This window comes from Streptomyces sp. NPDC014733, from assembly GCF_043083385.1.
GTDB lineage: Bacteria > Actinomycetota > Actinomycetes > Streptomycetales > Streptomycetaceae > Streptomyces.
Genome location: NZ_JBIBYO010000003.1, coordinates 14393 through 39852, shown reverse-complemented (window position 1 = coordinate 39852; position 25460 = coordinate 14393). Strand labels below are relative to the sequence as shown.

20 protein-coding genes are annotated in these 25460 nt (G+C 74.5%); 4 read left to right on the top strand and 16 right to left on the bottom strand.

Annotated elements, in window-relative coordinates; all coding sequences use genetic code 11:
* Positions 1–27: 27 nt before the first annotated feature.
* The 11 genes from ACF1BH_RS08405 to ACF1BH_RS08355 form a co-directional block, all read right to left on the bottom strand.
* On the bottom strand, positions 28–1113 hold the full coding sequence (locus tag ACF1BH_RS08405) for a prephenate dehydrogenase (RefSeq protein WP_391641653.1): 1086 nt from the start codon (positions 1111–1113) through the stop codon (positions 28–30).
* 206 nt (positions 1114–1319) lie between these two features.
* Positions 1320–2324 (bottom strand): ADP-ribosylglycohydrolase family protein, encoded by a 1005-nt coding sequence (locus tag ACF1BH_RS08400; RefSeq protein WP_391641652.1) that lies wholly within the window; start codon positions 2322–2324, stop codon positions 1320–1322.
* Positions 2325–2391: 67 nt separating this feature from the next.
* Entirely contained in the window at positions 2392–3510 is a 1119-nt protein-coding gene (locus ACF1BH_RS08395) for a pseudouridine synthase (RefSeq protein WP_391641651.1), read from the bottom strand.
* Positions 3510–4190: an SMC-Scp complex subunit ScpB gene (scpB, locus tag ACF1BH_RS08390; protein WP_391641650.1), complete on the bottom strand. Its 681-nt coding sequence runs from the start codon at positions 4188–4190 to the stop codon at positions 3510–3512. Before scpB ends, ACF1BH_RS08395 begins: the two co-directional genes overlap by 1 nt.
* Complete coding sequence (locus ACF1BH_RS08385; RefSeq protein WP_391641649.1) at positions 4187–5260, bottom strand: segregation and condensation protein A; 1074 nt, start codon at positions 5258–5260, stop codon at positions 4187–4189. The genes scpB and ACF1BH_RS08385 overlap by 4 nt, the downstream gene beginning before the upstream one ends.
* A gap of 93 nt (positions 5261–5353) precedes the next feature.
* Positions 5354–5896: a hypothetical protein gene (locus tag ACF1BH_RS08380; RefSeq protein ID WP_391642183.1), complete on the bottom strand. Its 543-nt coding sequence runs from the start codon at positions 5894–5896 to the stop codon at positions 5354–5356.
* Positions 5893–6909, bottom strand: coding sequence for a ParA family protein (locus ACF1BH_RS08375; protein ID WP_391641648.1), 1017 nt, complete (start codon positions 6907–6909; stop codon positions 5893–5895). Before ACF1BH_RS08375 ends, ACF1BH_RS08380 begins: the two co-directional genes overlap by 4 nt.
* A gap of 500 nt (positions 6910–7409) precedes the next feature.
* The gene (gene ald / locus ACF1BH_RS08370) at positions 7410–8525 is read right to left on the bottom strand and encodes an alanine dehydrogenase (RefSeq protein WP_391642182.1); all 1116 of its coding nucleotides are present in this window, start codon (positions 8523–8525) and stop codon (positions 7410–7412) included.
* A gap of 166 nt (positions 8526–8691) precedes the next feature.
* Entirely contained in the window at positions 8692–10746 is a 2055-nt protein-coding gene (locus ACF1BH_RS08365; protein ID WP_391641647.1) for a tetratricopeptide repeat protein, read from the bottom strand.
* A 787-nt stretch (positions 10747–11533) separates the two neighbouring features.
* A complete protein-coding gene (locus ACF1BH_RS08360) occupies positions 11534–12160 on the bottom strand; it encodes an NUDIX domain-containing protein (protein ID WP_391641646.1) in 627 nt (208 codons plus the stop codon).
* Positions 12161–12253: 93 nt separating this feature from the next.
* Complete coding sequence (locus ACF1BH_RS08355; protein ID WP_391641645.1) at positions 12254–13966, bottom strand: CTP synthase; 1713 nt, start codon at positions 13964–13966, stop codon at positions 12254–12256.
* Positions 13967–14375: 409 nt separating this feature from the next.
* On the opposite strand from ACF1BH_RS08355, the gene ACF1BH_RS08350 reads away from it, so the two are divergent.
* Entirely contained in the window at positions 14376–16187 is a 1812-nt protein-coding gene (locus ACF1BH_RS08350) for a glycoside hydrolase family 15 protein (protein ID WP_391642181.1), read from the top strand.
* A 70-nt stretch (positions 16188–16257) separates the two neighbouring features.
* Here ACF1BH_RS08350 and ACF1BH_RS08345 read toward each other — a convergent pair whose 3' ends face one another.
* From ACF1BH_RS08345 to ACF1BH_RS08335, 3 genes are all read right to left on the bottom strand, one after another.
* Complete coding sequence (locus ACF1BH_RS08345; protein WP_391641644.1) at positions 16258–17604, bottom strand: MFS transporter; 1347 nt, start codon at positions 17602–17604, stop codon at positions 16258–16260.
* Positions 17605–17731: 127 nt separating this feature from the next.
* Positions 17732–18895 (bottom strand): beta-1,3-glucanase family protein, encoded by a 1164-nt coding sequence (locus ACF1BH_RS08340; protein WP_391641643.1) that lies wholly within the window; start codon positions 18893–18895, stop codon positions 17732–17734.
* Between the two features lie 10 nt (positions 18896–18905).
* On the bottom strand, positions 18906–19847 hold the full coding sequence (locus ACF1BH_RS08335) for a glycoside hydrolase family 16 protein (protein ID WP_391641642.1): 942 nt from the start codon (positions 19845–19847) through the stop codon (positions 18906–18908).
* 136 nt (positions 19848–19983) lie between these two features.
* Here ACF1BH_RS08335 and ACF1BH_RS08330 point away from each other — a divergent pair, with 136 nt between their 5' ends.
* The 3 genes from ACF1BH_RS08330 (at position 19984) to ACF1BH_RS08320 (ending at position 23359) form a co-directional block, all read left to right on the top strand.
* Positions 19984–21030 carry a LacI family DNA-binding transcriptional regulator gene (locus ACF1BH_RS08330; protein ID WP_391641641.1) on the top strand — a complete coding sequence of 349 codons (1047 nt, stop codon included), beginning with the start codon at positions 19984–19986 and terminating at the stop codon, positions 21028–21030.
* A gap of 59 nt (positions 21031–21089) precedes the next feature.
* On the top strand, positions 21090–22721 hold the full coding sequence (locus tag ACF1BH_RS08325; protein ID WP_391641640.1) for a PucR family transcriptional regulator: 1632 nt from the start codon (positions 21090–21092) through the stop codon (positions 22719–22721).
* An 86-nt stretch (positions 22722–22807) separates the two neighbouring features.
* Positions 22808–23359 carry a YciI family protein gene (locus ACF1BH_RS08320; protein WP_391641639.1) on the top strand — a complete coding sequence of 184 codons (552 nt, stop codon included), beginning with the start codon at positions 22808–22810 and terminating at the stop codon, positions 23357–23359.
* Between the two features lie 36 nt (positions 23360–23395).
* On the opposite strand, the gene ACF1BH_RS08315 is transcribed toward ACF1BH_RS08320, so the two are convergent.
* Together ACF1BH_RS08315 and ACF1BH_RS08310 are read right to left on the bottom strand one after the other, a co-directional pair.
* Positions 23396–24049, bottom strand: coding sequence for a LysE family translocator (locus tag ACF1BH_RS08315; RefSeq protein WP_391641638.1), 654 nt, complete (start codon positions 24047–24049; stop codon positions 23396–23398).
* A 68-nt stretch (positions 24050–24117) separates the two neighbouring features.
* On the bottom strand, positions 24118–25266 hold the full coding sequence (locus ACF1BH_RS08310; RefSeq protein ID WP_391641637.1) for a glycosyltransferase family 4 protein: 1149 nt from the start codon (positions 25264–25266) through the stop codon (positions 24118–24120).
* Positions 25267–25460 lie beyond the last annotated feature (194 nt).

Here is a 25460-nt window from a genome sequence, read left to right as displayed (position 1 = left end):
CTCCCTTGCGGCCCGTGGTCCACGGTGTCAGCGGCGGATCGACCAGCCCCGTTCCTTCAGCTCCGCGGTGAGCTGCGGCACCGCGCCCGGCTCCACCGTGAGCTGGATGAAACCGGCCTGCTGACCGGTGGCGTGCTCGATGCGGACGTCCTCGATGTTGACCCCGGCGCGGCCCGCGTCGGCGAAGATCCTGGCCAGCTCGCCGGGCTGGTCACCGATGTGGACGGCGACGACCTCGTACTCGGCGGGGGCGGAGCCGTGCTTGCCGGGGACCCGCTCGCGCCCGGCGTTGCCGCGGCGCAGCACGTCCTCGATGTCCTCGGCGCCGCCGCCCCGCTTCTGCTCGTCCGCGGACTCCAGGACCCGCAGCGCCCGGACCGTGCCGTCCAGGTCGGCGGCGACCTCGGCGAGGATGTCGGCGACCGGGCCGGGGTTGGCGGAGAGGATGTCGAGCCACATCGCCGGGTCGGAGGCGGCGATGCGGGTGACGTCCCGGATGCCCTGGCCGCACAGGCGCACCGCGGTCTCGTCGGCGTCCTTGAGGCGGGCGGCGACGAGGCTGGATACCAGCTGCGGGGTGTGCGAGACGAGGGCGACGGCTCGGTCGTGCGCATCGGCGTCCATGACGACCGGGACGGCGCGGCAGAGGGCGACCAGCTCCAGCGCGAGGTTGAGCACCTCGGTGTCGCCGTCCGGGGACGGGGTCAGCACCCAGGGCCGTCCCTCGAAGAGGTCGGCGGTGGCCGCGAGCGGACCGGAGCGCTCCCGGCCGGCCATCGGGTGGGTGCCGAGGTAGGTGGAGAGGTCGCAGCCCAGCTCCTGGAGCTGACGGCGCGGGCCGCCCTTGACGCTGGCGACGTCTATGCAGGCGCGGGCGGCGCCGCGGCCGAGCACCCCGGCGAGGGTCTCCGCGACGTGGGCGGGCGGGACCGCGACGACGGCGAGGTCGACCGGGCCCGGCGGCTGCTCGGCGGCGCCCGCGCCGAGCGCCGCGGCCGTGCGGGCCTGCGTCGGGTCGTGGTCCTCCAGGTACACCCGCACGCCGCGGGCCTGGAGGGCGAGCGCGACGGAGGTGCCGATCAGGCCCGTGCCGATGACGAGTGCGGATCTCACTGGGCGATGTCCTTTCGCGGCGCCGCGGTGGCGCCGTGGTGCACAGGCGGGGCGCCGGGGCCGGTGCCGACGGCCCCACCGGCCGCCCGTCCGCCCACGTCCTGCTCCCTGCCTCGGTGCGTACACCCCGCACGCACACGATCAAGCGTAGCCAGCACCACCGACAGCCGTGTGCGGCGACCGCCCACCGGACGGCCGCCGGCGGGTCAGGCGTCCCAGGCGGAGCCCAGGGCCAGCAGGACGGCGCGGTGCTCGATGCGGGCGGTCCACTCCCGGGGCCAGGCCCCGGCGCCGAGGCGGGCCCCGGCGAACGCCCCGGCGAGGCAGGCGAGGGAGTCGGAGTCGCCGGAGCTGACGGCGGCCCGGCGCACCGCGGTGACCGGCTCGTCGGGGAAGAGCAGGAAGCAGTACAGGGCGGTGGCGAGCGCCTCCTCGGCGATCCATCCGGCGCCGGTGGCCTCACAGGGGTCGGCCTCGCGGTCCGGGGTGCGCAGCGCGGCGTCCAGCCGGTCCAGGACGCCCAGGCAGTCGTCCCAGCCGCGGGCGGTGTACGCCTGCGGGCCGGCGTCCCCGGAACGGCGCCACAGGTCGCCGAGCCACTCCTCCCGGTAGACGGTGCGGGAGGCGCGGGCGTACCCGCGCAGCAGGGCGGTCAGCTCGTGCGGGTGCGCGCCGTCGGCGAGGGTCCGCACGGCGTACGCGGTGAGGTCGGAGGCGGCGAGCGCGGTGGGGTGGCCGTGGGTGAGGGCGGCCTGGAACTGCGCGGCGCCGGAGCGCTGCTCCGCCGTGAGGCCCGGTACGAGACCGACGGGCGCGACCCGCATGTTGGCGCCGCACCCCTTGGAGCGCATCGGGGCGGCCTCGGTCCAGTGGGTGGCCGGTTCGGCGAGCCGGGCGCAGGCGGTGAGGCAGGTGGTGCCGGGGGCGCGGTTGTTCTCCGGGGAGCGCCACCAGGCGACGTACTCGGCGCGGGCCGGGGGCTCCAGGGTCCGGGCGGTGAGCGGCCCGGCCCGGCGCGCGCTCTCCAGCGCCCGGCCCAGGGCCAGCGTCATCTGGGTGTCGTCGGTGATGAGCGCGGGCTCCGGCAGCGGGAGGCCGCGCCAGTCGCCGTGCCTTGCCTGGATCTCCGGTACGCCCAGGAACTCGGTCGGATAGCCGAGCGCGTCCCCCAGTGCGAGCCCCATCAGTGCGCCGGTCGCTGTCGACCCCATGAAAACCACCCCTTAATCGTCACGGTGACAATAAGGGGTGGTGATCACGACCGGCAAGCGGCGTCCGTTACAGGTCGACCTCGCGCATCAACATGCCGACCTCGGTGTTGGTCAGGCGGCGCAGCCAGCCGGACTTCTGGTCGCCCAGCGCGATCGGGCCGAACGCGGTACGCACCAGCTTGTCGACGGGGAAGCCCGCCTCGGCCAGCATCCGCCGCACGATGTGCTTGCGGCCCTCGTGCAGGGTGACCTCGACGAGGTAGTTCTTGCCGGTCTGCTGCACGACGCGGAAGTGGTCCGCGCGGGCGTAGCCGTCCTCCAGCTGGATACCGTCCTTCAGCATCCGGCCGATCTCGCGCGGCAGCGGACCCTGGATCGCGGCGAGGTAGGTCTTCTGGACGCCGTAGCGCGGGTGCGTCAGACGGTGGGCCAGCTCGCCGTGGTTGGTGAGCAGGATGATGCCCTCGGTCTCGGTGTCCAGCCGCCCGACGTGGAAGAGCCGCGTCTCACGGTTGGTGACGTAGTCGCCGAGGCACTGGCGGCCGTCCGGGTCCTCCATCGTGGAGACGACCCCGGCGGGCTTGTTCAGCGCGAAGAAGAGGTACGACTGGGTGGCGACGGTGAGGCCGTCGACCTTGATCTCGTCCTTCTCCGGGTCGACGCGGACGCCCTGCTCCAGGACGATCTCGCCGTTGACCTCGACGCGCGCCTGCTCGATCAGCTCCTCGCAGGCACGCCGCGAGCCCATACCGGCGCGGGCGAGCACCTTCTGCAGCCGCTCGCCCTCCTGCTCGCCGAACGTCTTCGGGGTCTTGACCTGCGGCTTGTTGTGGCGGGCGCGGTTGCGCTCCTCGATCTTGGCGTCCAGCTCGCGGGGGCGCGACGGCGCCTGGCCCCGGCCGCGCTGCGGTCCGCCCTTGGGGCCGCCCTGCTTCGCGCCGGTGCGGGGGCCGCCCTTGGCGCCGCCCCGGGCCGCGGCACCCCGGGCGCCGCCGCTCTTCGGGGCGCCGCCGCGGCCACGGCCCTCGCCGCCGCCCGGCCCGCCGGACTCGCCCACGTCGTAGCGGCGCTCCTCGGGACGGGGGCGGCCCGCGCGCTGCTGCTTGTCGTCGCGCTTGTTCCCGGCGCCACGGTAGTTGCCCCTACCGCCGCCGCTGCCCGTGCTGTTCCTGCCGCTGCTTCGCATCAATGATCCGTCTGAGAGTCGCCGCTGTCGTCCACTTCGAACGACGGGATACCTTCCGGGGAGTCGCGCTCGACCGCCTCCGCCTCCGGGAGGAACGGTGCGAGCTCCGGGAGCTCGTCCAGGCCACGCAGACCCAACCGCTCCAGAAAGTACGTCGTCGTCCTGTACAGGATCGCACCTGTTTCGGGTTCCGTCCCCGCCTCCTCCACCAGCCCACGCTGCAGGAGGGTGCGCATCACGCCGTCGCAGTTGACCCCGCGAACGGCGGAGACCCGGGAACGGCTGACCGGCTGACGGTACGCGACCACGGCCAGAGTCTCCAACGCGGCCTGGGTCAGCCGGGCCGTCTGCCCGTCCAGGACGAAGCCCTCCACGGCGTCGGCGTAGGCGGCGCGGACGTAGAACCGCCAGCCTCCGGCGACCAGCCGCAGATCGAACCCGCGGCCCTGGCGGGTGTACTCGTCGGCCAGCTCGCGCAGCGCCGACGCGACCGCGCGGCGGGGCCGCTGCACCACCCGGGCCAGGTGCTCCTCGGTCGCCGGGGCGTCGACGACCATGAGGACCGCCTCCAGCGCGGGCTTCAGCTCCAGCTCCGCGGTGCCGGGCGCCCCGGCCGGCTCCCCGGGCCGCGCGGGCCCGCCCTGTTCCGTCACGTCGTACGCCTCACCGGCCCCGCTCACGCGCGCTCTCCCTCGGTCTCGTCGGTCGCCTCGTCCATCCGGTCTTCCGCCGCCCCACCGGGCTCGGGCCGTCCCTCGTATCCATCGGTGACCTGCGGTGCCGCGTCCTCGGGGCCCGTCCAGCGGACCGTGAGGGTGCCCAGGGCCTCCGCCTGGTCCAGGGCCACCGCCCGCTCCCGGTACAGCTCCAGCAGCGCCAGGAAACGCGCCACGACGGTGAGGGTGTCGGGGGCGTCGGCCACCAGTTCGGCGAAGGTCCGCACCCCCGCCTCCCGCAGCAGCGCCGCCACCACCCCGGCCTGTTCGGCGACGCTGACCAGCGGTGCGTGAATGTGGTCGACGTAGACCTGCGGACGGGCCTTCGGCTGCATCGCCTTGACGGCGAGCCGGGCGAACCCCTCGGGGCCGATGCCCAGGACCACCTCCGGCAGCAGCTCGGCGTGCTCGGGCTCCAGCCCGACGGTGCGCGGGTGGCGGCGCGCCTCGTCCGCCAGCCGGTCGCCGAAGATGTCCGCGATCCGCTTGTACGCGCGGTACTGCAGCAGCCGGGCGAAGAGCAGGTCACGGGCCTCCAGCAGCGCCAGGTCCGCCTCGTCCTCGACAGCGGCGACGGGCAGCAGCCGGGCGGCCTTGAGGTCCAGCAAGGTGGCCGCGACGACCAGGAACTCGGTGGTCTGGTCGAGGTCCCAGTCCGCGCCCATGGCCCGGATGTGCGCCATGAACTCGTCGGTGACCTGCGAGAGCGCCACCTCGGTGACGTCCATCTTGTGCTTGGAGATCAACTGGAGGAGCAGGTCGAAGGGGCCCTCGAAGTTGTCCAACCGGACGGTGAAACGGCCGTCGGTGGAGCCCTCGGCCCCTGGGCTCCCCCCGGCCGGCCCGGGGGCCTCCGCGCCGGGCCCGGGTCCGCCCGGCTCCGGCGTGCCGGCCGCGGGGGCCTCCGCTGCCGCCGGGGCTCCGCCCGGATCCGCCGGGGCCGCGTCCGGGTCCGCGGTGCCGTCCTCCGGCCCCCGGCCGAGGGTACGGCGCGGGGGCCGCGGGGAGGCGGTGTCGTGCTGGGTCGTCGGCATCGTGGTCCAGGGTGCTGCGGTCCCCGCGCGCGGGCGGGCTGGCGCGCGGGCGGCGGGCCCGCGTAGGCGGCAGGCTATCGGGGCCCGGGCCGGCTACCGGCCGCGCAGCCGCCGTACCAGGATGCTGGCGTCGCCGCGGGACTCCAGGTCGGCGAGGACGACGGCGACCGCCTCGCGGACGATCCGGCCGCGGTCGACGGCGAGCCCGTGCTCACCGCGGAGCACCAGCCGGGCGTGTTCCAGATCCATCAGCTCCTCGGCGGAGACATAGACGGTGATCTTCTCGTCGTGGCGCTCGCGGCCGCTGGGGCGGCGGTTGGCGCCGCGGCCCCCGCGGCGGCGGGCGGCGCCGCCCGGCTGACCGGCCACGGCGGCCGCCTCCGGCGCCGCGCGGTTCTCCGGCCGGCGGTGCCCGCCCGCGGCCTCCTGGTCGGCGCCGCGCCCGCCGTGCTCGGCGGATGCGGTACGTGCCACGGGGGCGTCCGCCGCACCGGCGGGCGCCCCCTCCAGCTCACCGCCCGGGGACGGCACCCGAGGCGTCTCGTCGCCGGCTTCGCCCGTGCGGCGGGGCGGTGAGGACTGCAGGCCCGTGCCCCCGGTGGTGCGGAACAACTCGTCGGCGCCCGGCAGACTCACTCGGCGTGACACCGGGCGAGCACCTCCCTGGCGAGCTGACGATAGGCGGCGGCCCCCACGGAGTTGGAGGCGTACGTGGTGATCGGCTCGCCCGCGACGGTCGTCTCGGGGAAGCGGACCGTACGGCCGATGACGGTGTGGTAGACGTGATCGTCGAACGCCTCCACGACGCGCGCCAGCACCTCACGGCTGTGCACGGTGCGGGAGTCGTACATCGTCGCCAGGATGCCGTCCAGCTCCAGCTCGGGGTTGAGCCGCTCCTGGACCTTCTCGATCGTCTCGGTGAGCAGCGCGACACCACGCAGCGCGAAGAACTCGCACTCCAGCGGCACGATGACCTTGTGAGCCGCCGTCAGCGCGTTGACGGTGAGCAGACCGAGCGAGGGCTGGCAGTCGATGACGATGTAGTCGTAGTCGTTCATCAGCGGCTTGAGCGCGCGCTGCAGCGTCGACTCGCGGGCCACCTCGCTGACCAGCTGCACCTCGGCGGCGGAGAGGTCGATGTTGCTGGGCAGCAGGTCCATGTTGGGGACCGCCGTCTTGAGCAGCACCTCGTCGGCCGACATGCCCCGCTCCATGAGCAGGTTGTAGACCGTCAGGTCGAGCTCCATGGGGTTGACGCCGAGGCCGACCGACAGGGCGCCCTGCGGGTCGAAGTCGACGAGCAGCACCCGGCGCCCGTACTCGGCGAGTGCGGCGCCCAGGTTGATGGTCGAGGTGGTCTTGCCGACCCCGCCCTTCTGGTTGCACATCGCGATGATCTTGGCGGGGCCGTGCTCCGACAGCGGTCCCGGGATCGGGAAGTACGGCAGCGGACGGCCGGTCGGGCCGACGCGCTCGCGGCGCTGACGGGCAGCGTCCGGCGCGAGCGTGGCCGCGTACTCGGGGTCCGGCTCGTACTCCGCGTCCGGATCGTAGAAGTGCCCCTTGGGCAGGTCTTCGTAGTCGGCGAGACGGGTGGGATCTCCACTGCCCCGGTCGCCGGCCGTGGCGTTCACGTAATGGCCGTCCATGCTCTGGTGGGCTGTCGAGGTCGTGCTCGGGTGGGCTGCGGAGGTGTGGACCGCTACGGAGCCGACAGCCTCGTGCCCCGAGGGGGCCTGGCCCCGCGCAACTGCTCCTGGCTGAGCACCTCCGGGAGTAATTGTCGACTCATTCACAAGTCGTCGTACCTCCTTGGATGGAACCAGGAAACTTATCGATAGGTCAGCGTGACACCATGCCGACGGTTGGCGACTCTATGGCGTGTCGGGCGTCCGCAGCAACACAATCCACCCGACCCGGCGCGATGTGACGGATAAGAAACCCGCCCATGTCAAGGGTGCAAGCCGCGCGCACATGAGGCTTCGGGGGTACGCGAATCACCTCAAGGGTTACGTACGACGCGAGATGCGCGCCCCCACTCCGGGACCGCGGCCGGGGCGTGGTAGGGGCGCGTCACCCACACGCGACCGGCCGGGTCCCGTCGACGGGACCCGGCCGGTTCTTCCGCGCGGACGCGCGGAGTTGACGCTCAGCCCAGCAGGTCGCTCAGCTCCACGGAGTCCAGGCCGTGGGCCTCGGCGACCTCGCGGTAGACGACCTTGCCGTCATGGGTGTTGAGGCCCTTGGCCAGCGCGGCGTCGCGGCGCAGCGCCTCGGCCCAGCCGTTGTTGGCGAGCGAGACGATGTACGGCAGGGTCGCGTTGGTCAGCGCGTAGGTGGAGGTGTTGGGCACCGCGCCGGGCATGTTGGCGACGCAGTAGAACACCGAGTTGTGGACCTGGAAGGTCGGGTCGGCGTGCGTGGTGGGGTGCGAGTCCTCGAAGCAGCCGCCCTGGTCGATCGCGATGTCGACAAGGACACTTCCGGGCTTCATCTTGGCGACCAGCTCGTTGGTGACGAGCTTGGGGGCCTTGGCGCCGGGGATCAGGACCGCGCCGACGACGAGGTCGGCCTCGACGACGGCCTTCTCCAGCTCGAAGGCGTTGGAGACGATCGTCTGCACCTTGGTGCCGAAGATCCGGTCGGCCTCGCGGAGCTTGTTGATGTCCTTGTCGAGCAGGGTGACGTGGAAGCCGAGGCCCACGGCGATCTGCACGGCGTTCCAGCCGGAGACGCCGCCGCCGATGACGACCGCCCTGCCCGCCTGGACACCGGGGACACCGCCGGGCAGCACGCCGCGGCCGCCGGCCTGGCGCATCAGGTGGTAGGCGCCGACCTGCGGGGCGATACGGCCCGCGACCTCGGACATCGGGGCGAGCAGCGGCAGCGCGCGGTTCGCGGTCTCGACGGTCTCGTAGGCGATGGCGGTGGTGCCGGACTCCAGCAGCGCGTCCGTGCACTCGCGGGAGGCCGCGAGGTGCAGGTACGTGAAGAGGGTCTGGTCCTTGCGGAGGCGGTGGTACTCCTCCTCGATCGGCTCCTTGACCTTCAGGAGCAGGTCGGCGGTGGCCCAGACCTCGTCAGCGGTGTCGAGGATGCTCGCGCCCGCGGCCACGTACTCCGCGTCGGGGATGGAGGAGCCGACACCGGCGTCCTTCTCGATGACGACCTGGTGGCCGTTGCGGACCAGCTCGTTGACACCGGCGGGCGTGATCGCCACCCGGAACTCGTTGTTCTTGACCTCGCGGGGGATGCCGACCTTCACGTCGATCACGGTCCTTGAAAGAGTGCTTACAGGAGAATTATCCCTCATGTGACACATGACGGAACTGACCGCGAGCGACGCGGCGAACCCAGTCTATTGAAGGATCCTCTCTTGTCTAGCCTTGCAAAGCATTAATTGTTTCGGGGACCACCACCGATTTCGTAGGTCACTTGCGGTGATCTTGGAGGAGTTGTTCCCCGGCGGCACGGTGCAGCCGTGCCGCTGCCGGGTCGCCGAGCCCGTCGAGGAGGTCCGCAATCCGCAGCTGCAACCCCGCCTCCAGCCCCGCGTCGCCCGCGCCACGTGCGGTGTGCAGGGCCTCCAGGGCCGCCCGCAGCGCCTCCTCGGGCCGCCCGGCACGCTCCTGGACGTGCGCCACTTCGGCGGTCGCACGCGCCTGACCTGCGAGATCGCCGAGCCTGCGGGAGGTGCGGGCCGCCGCCCGCCACTCCTTGAGCGCCTCCGGCCACCGCCCGGCCCGGCCGTGTGCCCCGCCGATCCGGCCGTGCAGCCGCGCCGCGTCCGCCGTCTCGCCCCGGCTCAGCCGCAGCTCCAGCGCCCGGCCGTACCAGTCGGCGGCGCGCTGCCAGTCCCCCAGCTCGCTGTACGTACCGCCGAGCGACTCCAGCGCCCGGCCGGTCGCCACCGCGTCGCCCGCCGAACGGGCCGCCTCCAGCGCGCCGCGGTAGCGGCCGAGCGCCGCCTCGGTGCGTCCGGCACCGCCGTCCAGATCCGCGAGGTTGAGCAGCGCCGCCGCCTTCTCCCGCCCCAGGCCCCGGCGTTCGGCGACCTCCAGGACCAACTCGTGCAGGGCGTAGAGGTCGCCGGCGGCCGCCTCCGGGCCCTCGTGCGCGATCAGCGCGCGGACCAGAGTGGCGATCAACCGCCGGTCCAGCGTGTCCAGTTCGCCGTCGGAGACCGCGAGGCGGGCCGCGTCCAGCAGGGCGGCGCGGCGGCGGCGCAGCCAGGCGGCGGCCGCCGCGCGCGAGGGGAAGCGCAGCGCGAACGGCAGCCCCTCGGCCCGCTCCCGCGCCGGTGACCCGGGCGGCTCACCACTCCCCCGGCAGGACTGGAGCAGCCGGACCGTGCGCTCCAGCATCCGCGCGCGGGCCAACTGGACCTCGGCCGGGCGCTCGTGCGTCCGCAGCAGTTCGGCGGCGCGGGGGGCGAGGCAGCCGGGGAGCCGGTGGCGGGGGCCGGAGGCGGTGCCCGGGGAGGACGGTTCGTCGTCCGGTCCGTCCGCCTCCCGGTGCAGCAGCCCCAGCGCGGCCAGATCGGCGAGGGTCGCCTTGGCGGTCTCCACCGTGCAACCGGCCAGCGCGGACGTGGTGTGCGCGTCGACGAGACCGGGCGGGGCGAGGGAGAGGAGCCGCAGCGTCCGGGCCGTGGACGGCGGCAGCCCGTCGTGGGCGAGCTGGAAGGCGCGGTACAACGGGCGCTCCCCGGCGGGGAGTTCGTCCGGGATCTCCACCGCGCGCAGCGCCGTCCGCAGATCCGAGACGGATGCCTTGGGGCGGGCTGCGAGCCAGCCGCCCGCCAGCACCAGTGCGGCGGGTTGCCCGCCGCACTCCTCGATGACGGAGTCGGCCGACCGCGGGTCGACGGTGATCCGCACCGGACCGGCGAACCGGGCCAGCAGCGCGACCGCCGCGGCGCCGTCCAGCCCGCCCAGGGTGCACGGCCGGACGTCGGGGATACCGGTGAGCGGCCCCTCGGAGACCACGACGACCAGGCAGTCCGGCGCATCGGGCAGCAGCGGTTCGACGTGGTCGGCGCCGGGCGCGTCGTCGAGGAGGAGGACCGCGCGGCGGGCCGCCAGCTCCGCGCGGAGCGCCTCGGCCGGTTCGTCGTCGTCCGAGCCCGCCGGGACGGCGGCGCCGAGCGCGGTGAGCAGCCCGCGGGCGACGTCGCCGGTGGGGACGGGCGCACCGTCCGGCCCGGACAGCCGGGCCCGGAACACCCCGTCCGGATAGCTGCCGGAGAGCGTCCGCAGCAGCTCCTCGGCGAGCGCGGTACGGCCGCAGCCGGGCCGCCCGGCGATGAGCAGCACCCGGCTGCGGGGACTCTTCCGGCCGGAGAGGGTGTCAAGACCGGCCCGCTCGATGTCGGCCCGGAGCGCCTTCAGCTCCCGGGACCTCCCCAGCAGACCACGGGACGGCAGGTCATGGGCGGCGGAACGGGCCGGCCCGACCGCCGGCGGAACGGTGGGACGCGGGGGCACGACGGGGCGGGGGACGGAGGGGGCGGCGGGGGCGGCGGCCGGTGCCGCGGAGGGCCCGGAGTACGCATCGGAGGACGAAGGGATCTCGGCCGGGGACGCGGAGGCGGAAACCTGCGCCACGGAGGACGCCGGGGCGCACGCCTCCGGCACGGAGGGCGTGGGCACGGCTGCCGGCGGCTCGTCCGGCGGACCGGAAGCGGAGGGTACGGAGGCGGGCGGCGCGAAGGCGAGCGGCTCGGAGCCCGAGGGGACGGAAGCCGGCGGCACGGAAGCGGGCGGCTCGGAACCCGAGGAGGCGGAAGCCGGCGGCGCGGACGTCGGCGGCTCGGAACCCGAGGAGGCGGAAGCCGGTGACGCGGAGGTCTTCGGCCCCTCTCCCGTCGCCCCGGCGGCCGGCGCCCCGGAAGGACCGGCCACCTCCCCCGTCGCCCCGGCGGCCGGCGGCGCCACCGGCATCGCGGGCACGGTCGACGGCGGCCGGCCGGCCGCCGTGGCCTCGCCGTCCGCCGGTACCCGCCCGCCTCCCGCCGGTGCGGCGCGTCCCGCCGCCTCCGGTGGGAGGTGCCCTGTGCCCACCGCCTGGTCCGTCACGGGCCACTCTCCCGTCCACCTGCGCATACGAGCCCGCCGCCGATCGCGGACGGGAACGTTGCCGAGGGTAGTTCACACCCCGTCATGCCCCGCGCTCCGCGCGGCTCTTGGCGGTCGGGTCACTCGGCCGGATCAGCGGATCATCCGACCGGGACGGTCTGCCGGCACGGTGGACCGGCGGCGGGCCGGCGAGGGATCAGGCGCCGAAGGGACGCGCCGGCCAGGGCGCGTCGGCCGGGCGCAGCGACTCCAGGCCCGGCCCCTGCTGCGCCGCGACGAGCGACAGCACGCCGACGACCAGACAGTTGTTGTGCAGCTCCCCGGCGAGCACGCCGCGCACCAGCTCGTCCAGCGGAACCCGCGCCAGCTCCATGTCGGTCTCCTCCTCGGAGACCGCGAACCGCTCCCCCTCCGCCTCGGCGAGACCGCGCGCCAGGAAGACCCGGACCGCCTCGTCGCAGCCGCCCGGCGTGGTGTAGACGTCGGTCAGCACCCGCCAGTCGTCGGCCTTGACGTGCGCCTCCTCGTACAGCTCCCGCTGGGCGGCGTGCAGCGGGTTCTCGCCGGGGACGTCCAGCAGCCCGGCGGGGATCTCCCACAGCTTGTGGCGCACGGGGTGGCGGTACTGGCGCAGGACCAGGACCCGGCCGTCGTCGTCGAGGGCGAGGACGGCCACCGAACCGGGGTGGACCTGGTAGTCACGGCGGGCCGTGGAGCCGTCCGGCATGACGACGTCGTCGGTGCGCACGCTCGTCTTGTTCCCGGTGAACGGCGTCGCGGTCGCGGTGACCGTCCACTCCTCGGGGGTGTCCTCGATCGCCATACGTCCTCCTGATCGTCCTGGTCAACGCAGAAACCGGGGCAGCGATCCCGTACGAGATCCCTGCCCCGGTCCACCGTAACGGCCGGGTGCCGCTTACTTACCGGCGCCCTTCTCCGGCTCCGCGGCCTTCGCCGTCTGCTCCGCTGCCACCTGCTGCGCGACGGCTGCCTTCACCAGACCCGCGAAGAGCGGGTGCGGGCGGGTCGGGCGGGAGCGCAGCTCCGGGTGGGCCTGGGTGGCGACGAGGTAGGGGTGCACCTCGCGCGGGTACTCGACGTACTCGACGAGCTTGTTGTCCGGGGAGGTGCCGGAGAAGAGCAGACCGGCCTTCTTCTCCAGCTCACCGCGGTAGGCGTTGTTGACCTCGTAGCGGTGGCGGTGGCGCTCCTCGACGTACGGCTGGTCGTCGTAGGTCTCGCGGACGATCGAGCCCTCGGCGAGCTTCGCCGGGTACATACCGAGCCGCATCGTGCCGCCCATGTCGCCCTCACCGGCGACGATGTCCATCTGCTCGGCCATCGTGGAGATGACCGGGTGGGCGGCGGCCGGGTCGAACTCGGTGGAGTTGGCGCCCTCGATACCGGCGAGGTTGCGGGCCGCCTCGATGACCACGCACTGCAGACCCAGGCAGAGGCCGAGCAGCGGCAGCTTGTGCTCCCGGGCGTAGGTGATCGCGCCGACCTTGCCGTCGACACCGCGGTCGCCGAAGCCGCCGGGGATGCAGACCGCGTCGCAGTCGCCGAGCTGTTCGGCGGCGCCGGCCGGGGTCTTGCAGTCGTCGGAGGTGACCCACTTGATCTTCACGCGGGTCTTGTTGGCGAAGCCGCCCGCGCGCAGCGCCTCGGTCACCGAGAGGTAGGCGTCCGGCAGGTCGATGTACTTGCCGACCAGCGCGACCTTGACCTCGTGGTCGGGGTTGTGGACGCGCTCCAGCAGGTCCGCCCACTGGGTCCAGTCGACGTCGCGGAACGGCAGGTCCAGCTTGCGGACGACGTAGGCGTCCAGGCCCTCGGCGTGCAGCACCTTGGGGATGTCGTAGATCGACGGGGCGTCGATCGCGGCGACCACGGCCTGGTCGTCGACGTCGCACATCAGCGAGATCTTGCGCTTGATGGCGGTGGGGACCTCGCGGTCGGCGCGGAGCACGATCGCGTCGGGCTGGATGCCGATGTTGCGCAGCGCGGCGACGGAGTGCTGGGTCGGCTTGGTCTTCAGCTCACCGGACGGGCCGATGTAGGGCAGCAGCGAGATGTGTACGACGAAGACGTTGTCCCGGCCGACCTCGTGGCGCACCTGGCGGACGGTCTCCAGGAACGGCAGCGACTCGATGTCGCCGACCGTGCCGCCGACCTCGGTGATGACGACGTCGACGTCGTCGGTCGCCATCCGGCGGATGCGGTGCTTGATCTCGTTGGTGATGTGCGGGATGACCTGCACGGTGTCGCCCAGGTACTCGCCGCGGCGCTCCTTGGCGATCACGGTGGAGTAGACCTGGCCGGTGGTGACGTTGGCGCTGCCGTCGAGGTCGACGTCGAGGAAGCGCTCGTAGTGGCCGATGTCCAGGTCGGTCTCGGCTCCGTCGTTGGTGACGAAGACCTCACCGTGCTGGAACGGGTTCATCGTGCCGGGGTCGACGTTCAGGTACGGGTCGAGCTTCTGCATGGTGACCCGCAGACCCCGCGCCTTGAGGAGCGCGCCGAGGCTGGAGGCCGTGAGGCCCTTGCCGAGCGAGGAGGCGACGCCCCCGGTGACGAAGATGTGCTTGGTCGTCGTGGCTGCGTTCTGTCGAGAAGCAGAGGGCGGCATGGCCAAGAGGGGGCTCCCGTGGTCGCGAGTGGAGAGGTGCGATGCGGCGCCGTCCCCGGGGTACGAGGGGTGCCTTCGCTGCGGCTCGGGGGGTGCCGTGACATCTGCCGTGACATTTGTGGGGCCCACCGGTCCACGGGATACCAGGCTATCAGCGACCGGGGATGGTCGCGCCCGGCGGCGTCCGCCGCGGCCTCTCCGCCCCACATCACCCGAACGAGTGACGTCGCCCTCCGTGGGCGTCGCGCGGGGCCCCATGCGCCGTCGTATCCTGCTCGGACACTCGTTACGAGCCGTCCGGTGAGGCACCACCCCCGCCCGATTTCCGGTCCCGCTGCTCGACAACGTTTCATGGGCAGGACGGACAGCTATCACGTCCCGAGGGGGCGTGACTCCAGTTCGACAGGAGATGCACGTGGCCGGGCGCATCGAGGACTACGCACTCATTGGCGATATGCAGACCGCCGCACTCGTGTGCAGGGACGGCATGGTGGACTGGCTCTGCCTGCCGCGTTTCGACTCCCCGGCGGTCTTCGCCGGGCTGCTGGGCACCGAGGAACACGGTTTCTGGCGGATGGGCCCCGCCCACTCCGAGGGCACCCGCCCGCTCCCCGCCGACCGGCGGCGCTACCGCGGCGACTCGCTGGTCCTGGAGTCGGAGTGGGACACCCCGCAGGGCACCGTCCGGGTGATCGACTTCATGCCGCCGCGCGACGGCGCGCCGCAGCTGATCCGCATCGTCGAGGGCGTCAGCGGCACCGTCCCGGTCCGCTCCGAGCTGCGGATGCGGTTCGCGTACGGCTGGGTGGTGCCGTGGGTGCACAAGGTCGACGGGCGGACGGTCGCGGTGGCCGGTCCGGACTCGGTGTGGCTGGACACCACGGCGCAGACGTACGGCGAGGAGCTGACCACCTACTCCGACTTCACCGTCGCGCCGGGCGAGCGGATCGCCTTCACGATCAGCTGGCAGCCCTCGCACCACCAGCCCCCGGCGCTGGCCGAGCCGGAGAACGCGCTCGACGCCACCGAGGAGTTCTGGCGCGAGTGGGTCGAGCACTGCACGTACCACGGGCCCTACCGGGACGCGGTGGTCCGGTCGCTGATCACGCTGAAGGCGCTGACGTACGCGCCGACCGGCGGGATCGTGGCCGCGCCGACCACCTCGCTGCCGGAGGACCTCGGCGGCTCCCGCAACTGGGACTACCGCTTCACCTGGCTGCGCGACGCCGCCATCACCCTGTCGTCGCTGCTGCGGACGGGCTACCGCGAGGAGGCGCGCGCCTGGCGCGAGTGGCTGCTGCGGGCGGTCGCCGGGGACCCGGAGAACCTCCAGATCATGTACGGCATCGCCGGTGAGCGGGAGCTGGGCGAGAACGAGCTGAGCTGGCTGCCGGGGTACGAGAACTCCCGGCCGGTGCGGGTCGGCAACGGCGCCGCCGGCCAGGTCCAGCTCGACGTCTACGGCGAGGTCATCGAGGCGCTGCACCTGGCGCACATGACCGGGCTCGCCCGCAACGACTACGCCTCGCTGCTCCAGCTGAAGCTGATCGACTGGGTGGAGAACCACTGGCACGAGCCGGACGAGGGCATCTGGGAGGTCCGCGGGCCGCGCCGCCACTTCGTCCACTCCAAGGTCATGACGTGGGTCGCGGTGGACCGCACGATCAAGCTGATCGAGGCGGGCGACGTCGAGGGACCGCTGGAGCGCTGGAAGGAGCTGCGCGAGCAGATCCACCGGGACGTCTGCGAGAAGGGGTACGACAAGGAGCGCAACACCTTCACGCAGTCCTACGGCTCCCAGGAGCTGGACGCCTCGCTGCTGCTGATCCCGCAGATGGGTTTCCTGCCGCCGGACGACAAGCGCGTCATCGGCACGATCGAGGCGATCCAGCGGGAGCTGTCCACCGAGGACGGTTTCATCCTGCGCTACCCGACCTCCGGCGACGAGGCGGGCGTGGACGGTCTGGAGGGCGACGAGGGCGCGTTCCTGGCCTGCTCGTTCTGGATGGCGGACGATCTGGCGATGATCGGGCGGGTGGAGGAGGCGCGCACGCTCTTCGAGCGGCTGCTCGCGCTCCGCAACGACCTGGGGCTTCTGGCCGAGGAGTGGGACTCCAAGAACCAGCGGCAGGTGGGGAACTTCCCGCAGGCGTTCAGCCACGTCCCGCTGATCGACACCGCGCTGCGGCTGACGGCGAGCGGCGCGTACGGCGGCGGCTGAGCCGCCGGGTACGGACGTACCGAAGGGGGCCGCTCCGGGTGGGGCGGCCCCCTTCGGCGTGCACCGGCGGTCAGGTCCCGGCGCGGGTGCGGGGCGCCAGGGCGAGGGCGAGAACGGGCAGGGTGAGGAGGGCGGCGACCCCGTTGAGACCGCCGTAGCCGATGAGGGCGACGAGGCCGCCGGCGACGGCGCCGCCAGCCGCGCCCGCGAGGTTCATCAGGGTGTCGGCGAGGCCCTGGACCTCGGAGCGCTGCGCGGCCGGCAGCGCCTCGGTGAGCAGGGTGGACCCGCCGATGGTGACGAAGGACCAGCCCAGGCCGAGGGTGAACAGGGCGCCGACGGTGGCGACGTGACTGGTTCCGGCGAGCCCTGCGACGGCCGCGGTGAGCAGGTAGAGCCCCTGGCCCAGGAGGATCACCGGGATCCGGCCGAGGCGGTCGGCGAGCCGTCCGACCAGCGGCGACAGCGCGTACATCCCGGCGATGTGGAGGCTGACGCTGAAGCCGACGACGCTCAGATCGGCGCCGTGGTGGGCGAGGTGGATCGGGGTCATCGTCATCACGGAGACCATGACGGCGTGGCCCAGGACGACGGTGACCAGGCCGAGGCGGGCGGCGGGCACGGCGCGGACCACGCGGAGCGCCTCGGCGAAGCGGGCGGTGAAGCGCGGGGCGGCGGGCGCGTCCGGGGCGGGCGCGGCCGCCCCGGGTATCCCGCCGTGCCCGGCGCGGGTCAGGGCGGCGGCGAGGTGGAGCGGGTCGGGGCGGAGCAGGAAGTGGTTGAGGGCCCAGCCGCCGACGAAGGCGACGGTGGAGAAGAGGAAGGTCCCGGCCTCCTCGGGCAGGCCCAGCGCGCGGGCGACGGGCTCGCCCGGGCCGGTGAGGTTGGGGCCGATGACGCTGCCGACGGTGGTCGACCAGACGACGAGGGAGAGGGAGCGGGCGCGGTTGCCGTCGTCGGCGAGGTCGGCGGCGGCGTACCGGGACTGGAGGTTGGTGGCGGTGCCCGCGCCGAGCAGGAGGGTGCCGAGGAGGACCGGTTCGGGGCGGCCGAGGCGGGCGCCGAGGAGGACGGTCACCGCGCCGATGGCGGCGATCAGCCAGCCGGTGCCCAGGCCGATGCGGCGCCCCCGGGAGCGGGAGAGCGCGGCGAGCGGCATGCCGAGGAGGGCGGCGCCGAGCGTAGCGGAGGTGGTGGCGAGCCCGGCGAGCGCCTCCGAGCCGCTGAGCCGCCCGACCAGCAGCGCCCCCGCGGAGAGCGTCGAGCCGATGCCGATGCCGGCCACGACCTGGGCGGACATCAGGACCCGGACGGTACGCCGCTGGGCGGTGGCGACGGCCGTACGGTCCGGGCCGGACGGCGGGCCACCGAGGATGCGGTCGGCCGGGCCGTCGGACGTGTGTGCGGTACCTGACATGCGGCACAGCGTAAGAGCCGGGCGCGGCGCGGCCCCACCCAATTCCGGCCAGGCCCGGGCGGGGCGGCCGGAATGCCGCCCCGGCGTGCGGCGGCCGCCCGGTGCCGGGGGCGGCCGCCCCGGGCCGTCAGAAGGCGGTGAGGGTCAGGGTGATCTCCTTCGGGGCGCCGTCCTCGATGTACGAGGCGAACCCGGCGACGTCGTCGAAGGCGAAGCCGTACGCCTTGCCGTCGCGGGTGGCCTCGTGCATGGCCTTGGCGTAGTGGTTGGTGAGCTGCTGCCGGTAGAAGGCGGCCGGGTCGGTGCCGGGCTGGGCGTCGGCGGTGGTGAGGATCGAGCGGTTGAGGGCGGCGCCGAGGATCGCGGCGACCGGGCCGAGGGTGCCGTCGTTGGGGGCGGCGAGGGTGCCGTCGCAGAAGAGGACGTCGCGGGTGGACGGCTTGTCGAAGGAGACGGAGCCGGGGCCGGTGAAGCTGAACCTGCCGCCGGAGACCCGGCCGGTGAAGGTTCCGGCGTCGGTGGTGACCTTCAGGTCCTTGCTCTCGTACGCGGACCACGCCTCGTCGATGGCGGGGGCGAGGTAGTCGGTGGCGAAGAGGCCGCTGTCCAGGCCGTGTCCGGGGGCGATGACGCGCTTGTCGTCGACGATCAGCTTGCCGAAGCCGTCGGCCGCCTCGACATCGGCGAAGACCTTGGCGCGGGCGCCGTCCTTGAGGGCGCCGGTGGTCTGTTCCTTCGCGCCGTTGAGCTTGATCGCCAGTGGCACGCTGAACATGTCGACCATGGTGGTGTTGCAGTACATGCCGCCGGAGTTGTAGGTGAACTCGGCGCAGTCGTGCAGCACCGGGTAGTTGGGGTCGCCCTCGACCCAGCCCGCCGGGTAGGCGAGCGCCGCCTTGCCGTTGCCGTCCTCGACCGCCTTGAACTTCAGCGGGTCGCCGAGCGCGACGTAGATCCGGCCGGACATCTGCGGCAGGTTCAGCGTGGTGGTGCCGCTGCCGGCGAGCGGGATGGCGTAGTCGGTGAAGCCGTCCGGGCCGTTGTCGGCGAGGGCGACGGGCGCCAGTTGGCCGTCGGGGGTGACGCGGACCTGCTGGGTGCCGTCGTTGCCGACGATGTAGACGCGGATCGAGGCGTTGTCGTACGCGCCGGTGTCGTTGACGATGTGCAGCGGCATCCCGGCGGCGGTGCCGCCGAGGAGGGGCGCGGGCTGCGCGGACGCCCGGGTGGCGAGGGCGAGCCCGGCGGTGGTGGCGGCGAGGGAGCCGAGCAGGGTACGGCGGCTGATCACGGGGGACTCCTTACGGGGTACGGGCGGAGGCGGGCCGGGCGACGGAGATGGCAACGTTGTCGACCAGCAGGGAGGCGCCGGATTCCGTGGCGTCGGTGGGGGTGGCGCGGCCGGCGACACCGTTGGGGAAGCCGCCGCCCATCGCGAGGTTCAGCAGCAGGAAGTGGCCGTGGTGGGTGGCGCGGGCCCAGGTGTCGGCGTCCATCTCGGAGGCGGCGACGGTGTGGTACGCGGCGCCGTCGAGGTACCAGGTCAGCTTCTCGTGGGCGGGGTCGGTGCGGTCGAGTTCGAGGGCGTAGGTGTGGAAGGCGTCCCGGCAGCCGGTGCAGGGGCGGGAACTCCCCTTGCCCTGCGTCTCGTTGCAGGGGCCGCCCGGACTGACGCCGCAGTGCAGCGTGCCCCAGAGGGTGTCGGCGCCGTTGACGTTCTCCATGACGTCGAACTCGCCGATGCCGGGCCAGTTGGTGTACGTGCCGCGGAAGTCGGCGCCGAGCGTCCAGAAGGCGGGCCAGTAGCCGAGGGCCTTGTCGCCGCTGACGTCCGGCAGCTCGACGCGTGCCTCGACGCGCAGCGCGCCGCCCTCGGGTGCGGCGAAGTCGGTACGGCGGGTCTCGATACGGCCGGAGGTCCAGCCGCCGTCCTTCTTCAGCGCGGTGATCTTCAGGTGTCCGGCGCCGTCGAGCTGGAGGTTCTCGGGGGCGTCGGTGTACGTCTGCACCTCGCCGGTGCCCCAGTGGTCGGGGCCGCCGGGGTAGCCGGTGCCGGTGTCGGTGATCCAGTCGTCGGCGGAGGGGCGGGAGCCGGCGGCGCCGTCGAAGTCGGCGCGCCAGACCTCCTGGAAGGCGGGGGCCGCCGCCTTGTCCGGGACGGTGTGCGGGGCTGCCCACCAGGGCACCGCCGTCGCCAGGGCGCAGACAATCGCCACCGCCTGCGCCCTGAGTTCCATGATCATGTCATTCTCCTCGACACGGTGGGGGGTTCGGGAGGAGTCTTCCAGAAGCGTGCCTGAGAGCGCTCTCAGCTGTGGTGGCACCCTGCCGACTCGATGAGACGGCGTCAACCCGCTCTGAAGAAAAAGGAGTTGGACGATGACGGAACGGAACGTCCGACGGCCCACGCTGGAGGCGGTCGCCGCGCGCGCCGGGGTCTCCCGGGCGACGGTCTCACGGGTGGTCAACGGCGGCGCCGGGGTGCGGCCCGCGGTGCGGGAGCGGGTGGCGCGGGCCGTGGCCGAGCTGGGGTACGTCCCCAACAGCGCGGCCCGCTCCCTGGTCACCCGGCGCACCGGCGCGGTCGCGGTGGTCATCGGGGAACCGGAGCAGCGGGTCTTCAGCGATCCGTTCTTCGGGCGGCAGCTGCGCGGCATCGGCCGGGAACTGGCCGCCGCGGACGTCCAGTTGCTGCTGCTCCTGGTGGAGAGCCGGGCGGACTGGCCGCGGATCGGCCGGTATCTGGCCGCCGGGCACGTCGACGGCGCGCTGCTGTTCTCGCTGCACCACGACGATCCGCTGCCGGCGGTGGCGGCGCGCGCCGGACTGCCGGTGGTCTACGGCGGACGGCCCGGCTGGGCAGGCGCCGCCGACGACCCCGAGGTGCGGTACGTCGACACCGACAACCGCGACGGCGCCCGGCAGGCCGTACGGCATCTGCGGGAGCGGGGGCGGCGCACGATCGCCGTCATCACCGGGCCGCTCGACCAGACGTCGGCCGCCGACCGGCTGGCGGGCTACCGCGAGGCGCTGGCGCCGGGGGCGTACGGCCCCCGGCTGGTCGCGGACGGCCGGTTCACCGCGCGCGGCGGGGAGGCGGCGATGGCCCGGCTGCTGGACGCGGCGCCGGAGCTGGACGCGGTGTTCGTCTGCTCGGACCTGATGGCCTCGGGCGCGCTGCGCACCCTGCGGGAGCGGGGGCGGCGGGTGCCGCGGGACGTGGCGGTGGTGGGCTACGACGATCTGGAGCCGGCCGCCTGGACCGATCCGCCGCTGACCACGGTGCGGCAGGACGTGACGGAGATGGGGCGGCTGATGGCACGGATGCTGCTGCGGGAGGTGGCGGGCCCCGCGGACCGGAAGGACGCGGTCCCGGCGGCCGTCGTCACCCCGGCACTGCTGGTGGTCCGCGCCTCGTCGGGCTGACGGGCGGCCACCACAGCCGCTGTGACGTGGGACGACGCGCTGCGGGTACCGTCGGTGCCATGGGGCCGGAGACGACGATCGAAGCGGAGATCACCGTACGCAGGGCGCTGGAGCTGCCCGCGCTGCGGCGCGGTCTGCCGGAGGTGGTGGCGGGCGCCGCCGGGCTGGACGGTCCGGTGCGCTGGGTGCACGCCGGCGAGGTGCCGAACATCGCCTCGCTGCTCAAGGGCGGCGAGCTGCTGCTCACCACGGGGCTGGGGCTCGGCGCCCGCCCCACCGAGCAGCGGGCCTTCGTCCGCGATCTCGCCGACCGGCGGATCGCGGCGCTCGTGGTGGAGCTGGGGGCGCGGTTCACCACCCTGCCCGCGGCGCTGGTCGACGCGGCCCGCGAGTGCGGACTGACCCTGATCCAGCTGCACCGCGAGGTCCCGTACGTCACGGTCACCGAGGAGATCCACACCGAGATCGTCAACAGCCACTACACGCTGCTGCGCCGCGCCGACGCCCTCATCCGGCGCTGTACGGACACGCTGCTGCGCGGCGGCGGCGCCCCGGAGGTGCTGCGGCTGCTGGCCGACTTCACCGGCAATCCGCTCTGTCTGGAGTCGGCCGACGGCAGTCCGCTCTATGCGGCGGGCCCGCAGGGTGACGACGACGGGCCCGCGGCCGCCGATCCGCTGCTGGCGTGGGAGGGGCTGCGGGAGACCGGCGTCCGCGTCGACGTGCCCGGCGGCGGGCCGGGTCCGGACGCCGTACGGGCGCGGCTGGTGCTGCTGCCGGTCAACTCCCCGGCGGCGCCGGTGCACCGGATCGCCGCGGCGCGGGCGGCGGATCTGCTGGCGGTGGTGATGCTCCAGTCCCGCCAGGAGGAGGTGCTGGCGGCGCGTGGCCGGGGCGACTTCCTGGCCGATCTCGCCGAGGGCCGGGTGTCGGCCGCCGAGGCGCCGGGACAGGCGCGGCTGCTGGGGTTCCGGCCGGGCGGCGACCCGGTGGTGCCGGTGGTGATGCGGCTGCCGTCGGGGCTGGTGTCGGACGGCGGCTGGGCGGTCCTCGCCCAGGCGCTGCGCGAGGAGCTGACGGCGCTGGGCGTCCCGGTGCTGCTGGGCGTGCGGCCGGTGGAGGGGCGGGTGCCGCTGCTGGTGGCGCTGCGTGCGGGACGGTCCCGGGAGGCGCTGGCCGACCGGGTGGCGCAGGCGCTGCACACCGGGGTGGCGCGGGCCGGTCTCGACCGTCCGGCGGCGGCGCGGCCGGTGGTGGTGGTCGGCGCGGCGGGCGAGTGGGCGGCCGCCGGGTCCGGGCTGCGGCATGCGGCCCAGGCGGCGGCCGCCGCGCAGGGGCTGCCGCACCAGCCGTGGTACGACGCGCGGCGCCTCGACATCGAACTGCTGCTGTGGCGGCTGCGGGAGCACGGCGGGGAGGAGGTCCTCGCGGACTTCGTGACCCGCGCCATCGGGCCGCTGCTCCACCACGACCGGGCGGCGCGCCAGCCGCTGCTGCCCACGCTGGAGGCGTATCTGGCGAGCGCCGGCCGCAAGGCGGAGACGGCCCGCGCCCTCAACGTCAACCGCCAGACCCTCTACGACCGGCTGGCCCGTATCGCCCATCTCCTCGGCACCGATCTGGACGATCCGCAGACGGTGCTGGGGCTGCGGCTGGCGCTGCGGGCGCGGCGCCATGCGGAGAAGGGGTAGGGCGCCGGACGGGCCGGGGCCCGGTCGCCGCGCACCGGCCGGGAAAACCGCTCGCCCCGGCGCCCTTCCTCCCGGACCCTTCGGGCATGGAGTTCCTCTGCCACCACCGCGACCGCCCCGGCTCTCTGACGCTCCGTCATGAGCTGGTGGAGGAGCACTGGTCCTACATGGACCGGTACGCGCGGGAGATGATCGCCCGGGGCCCGACCCTCGCCGACGACGGCGAGACGCCCACCGGCAGCGTGCACCTCCTGCGCCTGCCCGGCCCCGCCGCCGCCCGCGCGTTCGCCTTCGACGAGCCGAACCAGCAGGCCGGGATCTACCGGGACGTGCTGGTGCGGCGGTGGCGGAACGCGCTGGGGCGCACCATGTGGGAGTTCCCCGGCGGCCGGACCGGCGGCGACCGCTTCCTGGTGCTCGGCCTCGGCGCGGGGCGCCCCGCCGACCTCGCGGTCCCCCGCGACCGGGACGACCTGATCGCCTACGGACCGCTGCTCTCCGACGACGGCACCGCCTGGCTGGGCACCGCAGCGCTGGTCCGGGCGCCGGGCCCGGAGGCGGCCCGCGCCCTCCTCACCCGGGACCGCTACGCCGCCGTCGAGGTGCACCGCTGGCAGTTCGGCGGACGCCCGTCGTAGCCGGCCGTCCCCGGCGCCTCCGGGACGCCGCTCCGCTCATCCCCGGGCCGTCTCCAGCGCCGTCCCCACCCCGAGCGCGACGAGGACGCCGCCGGTCGTGCCCTCCAGCCCGCGGAGTACCCGGGGACGGCGCAGCCAGGCGGAGAGGCGGCCGGCGCCGAGGGCGATCAGCAGCAGCCAGCCCGCGGCGATCACCGCGTCGACGGCGCCGAGCAGCAGCGTCGCGCCGAGCACCGGACGTCCCTGGGGCAGGAACTGCGGGACCACCGCGACGAAGAAGATCCCGACCTTCGGGTTGAGCAGACAGCTCAGCAGGCCCTGCCGGAAGCCGCGCCGCGCGGTGGCGGCCGCCTCGGGGGCCGTCTGCGCCGTCTCCCCGGAAGCTCCCGGCCCCGGCGCGGCGGAGCGGCGGCACGCCCACAGCGCCTGGAGGCCCAGCACCGCCAGATACCCGGCACCCAGGAGGCGTACCGCGGTGAAGGCGGCGTCCCAGCGCTGGAGGGCCGCGGCCAGGCCGAAGGCCGCCGCCACCGCCCAGGCCAGCGAGCCCGCCGCGGCACCGAGAGCGGTGGCCGCGCCGGACCGGCGGCCGCCGCGCAGACAGTTGCGCAGCACCAGCAGGGTGTCCGGGCCGGGCACCACCGTCATCATCAGGGCGAAGAGCGCGAAGCCCGCCATCGCCGCCGTCATACCGTCCGCCTCCGCCGTGCCGCCGCCGTTCCGTCCCGGTCACCGTAGCGGCCGCGGCCGGTGCGGGCTCAGGCCGGGGCGTGGGTGCCGCCGGGCCGGGCCACCTCGTCGTAGACGCTCAGCACCTGGGCGACCGTGGCGTCCTCGGTCGGCCAGTCGGCGGCCCGGAGCGGACCGGCGGCGGCGAGGGCGGCGCGCCGGTCCGGGTCGGCGAGGAGGCCGAGGACGGTGCGGGCCAGGTCGACCGCGTCGCCGGGGCGGGTCAGCTCGGCGGCGGGTCCGAGGAGTTCGCGCAGTTCGCCGGTGGCGGCGGCGACCAGCGGCGCCCCGGCGGCCAGCGCCTGCTGCGCGAGCGGCGGCCGGGCGTCCCAGCGGCCCGGGACGGCCACCACATCGGCGGCGGCGAGGAGTTCGGGCAGATCTGCGCGGTGCCCGGCGAGGAGGACGGGCAGCTCCTCGGTGTCGATCCGGCGCTGGAGGGCGGCGCGGCGGCCCCCCTCGCCGACGACGACCAGCAGCGGACGCGGTTCGTGCGCGACCCAGGCGTGCGCGGCGTCCAGCAGCAGATCGTGCTCCTGGCGCTCCTCCAGCGGACCCGCGGCGAGCACCAACGGGCGGTCCACCGCGCCCAGTTCGGCCCGGACCTTGTGGCGCGTGCGGTCGGCCCCGCCGTCGCCGGCGGGACGGGGGCCCGGCGGGGCGAGCGGCGCCAGCCGGGCGTCGCGGGCGCCGCGCTCCCGGGCGCGGTCCACGAGGCCGGCACAGACGCCGAGGACGACGGCCGCGGCGCGCGCCAACTGACGCTCCCGCAGCCGCACCAGCGCACCCGGCGCGCGGGCCGCGGTGTGCCAGGTGACGACGAGCGGGAGCCGGCCGCCGCGCGGGCCGCGCACCGTGCGCAGCACCGGCAGGGCGCTCAGCCCGGCCCGTACGCCGTGGGCGTGGACCACGTCCGCCTCCCGGAAGGCGCCGCGCAGCGCGGCGAGGGCGGCCGGGTCGGGGCGGGCCGCCACCGGGACGAACCGGGCCCCGGCCGCGGTGAAGCCGTGCGCCTCCTCGGCCGGGGGCGGCGCGCAGACGGTGACCTGCACGCCGCGGGCGACCAGCCCGGCGGTGAGCGAACGGACATGGGCGGCGCTGCCCGTGGCGCCGTGGCCGAGCACCTGGACCGTGCGCAGTGGCGCCTGGCCGTGCGGCGGGGGCGGCGTACGGGTCACGGCGTGGGCTCCTGGGTCGGCGGGCTGGGTCCGTACGGCGAGGCGGTCGGGCGGATCGGACGCCGGCGGGTCGCGGGGAGTTGCCCACCGAGGGGCGCGCGGGGCGTCTGCGGGCGCCGGGGGCGTACGCGGGGAGTGCGTGCGGCGTCCGCCGCGGCACCGCGCACCAGGATGCCAGGCCGCACGCGTCAATT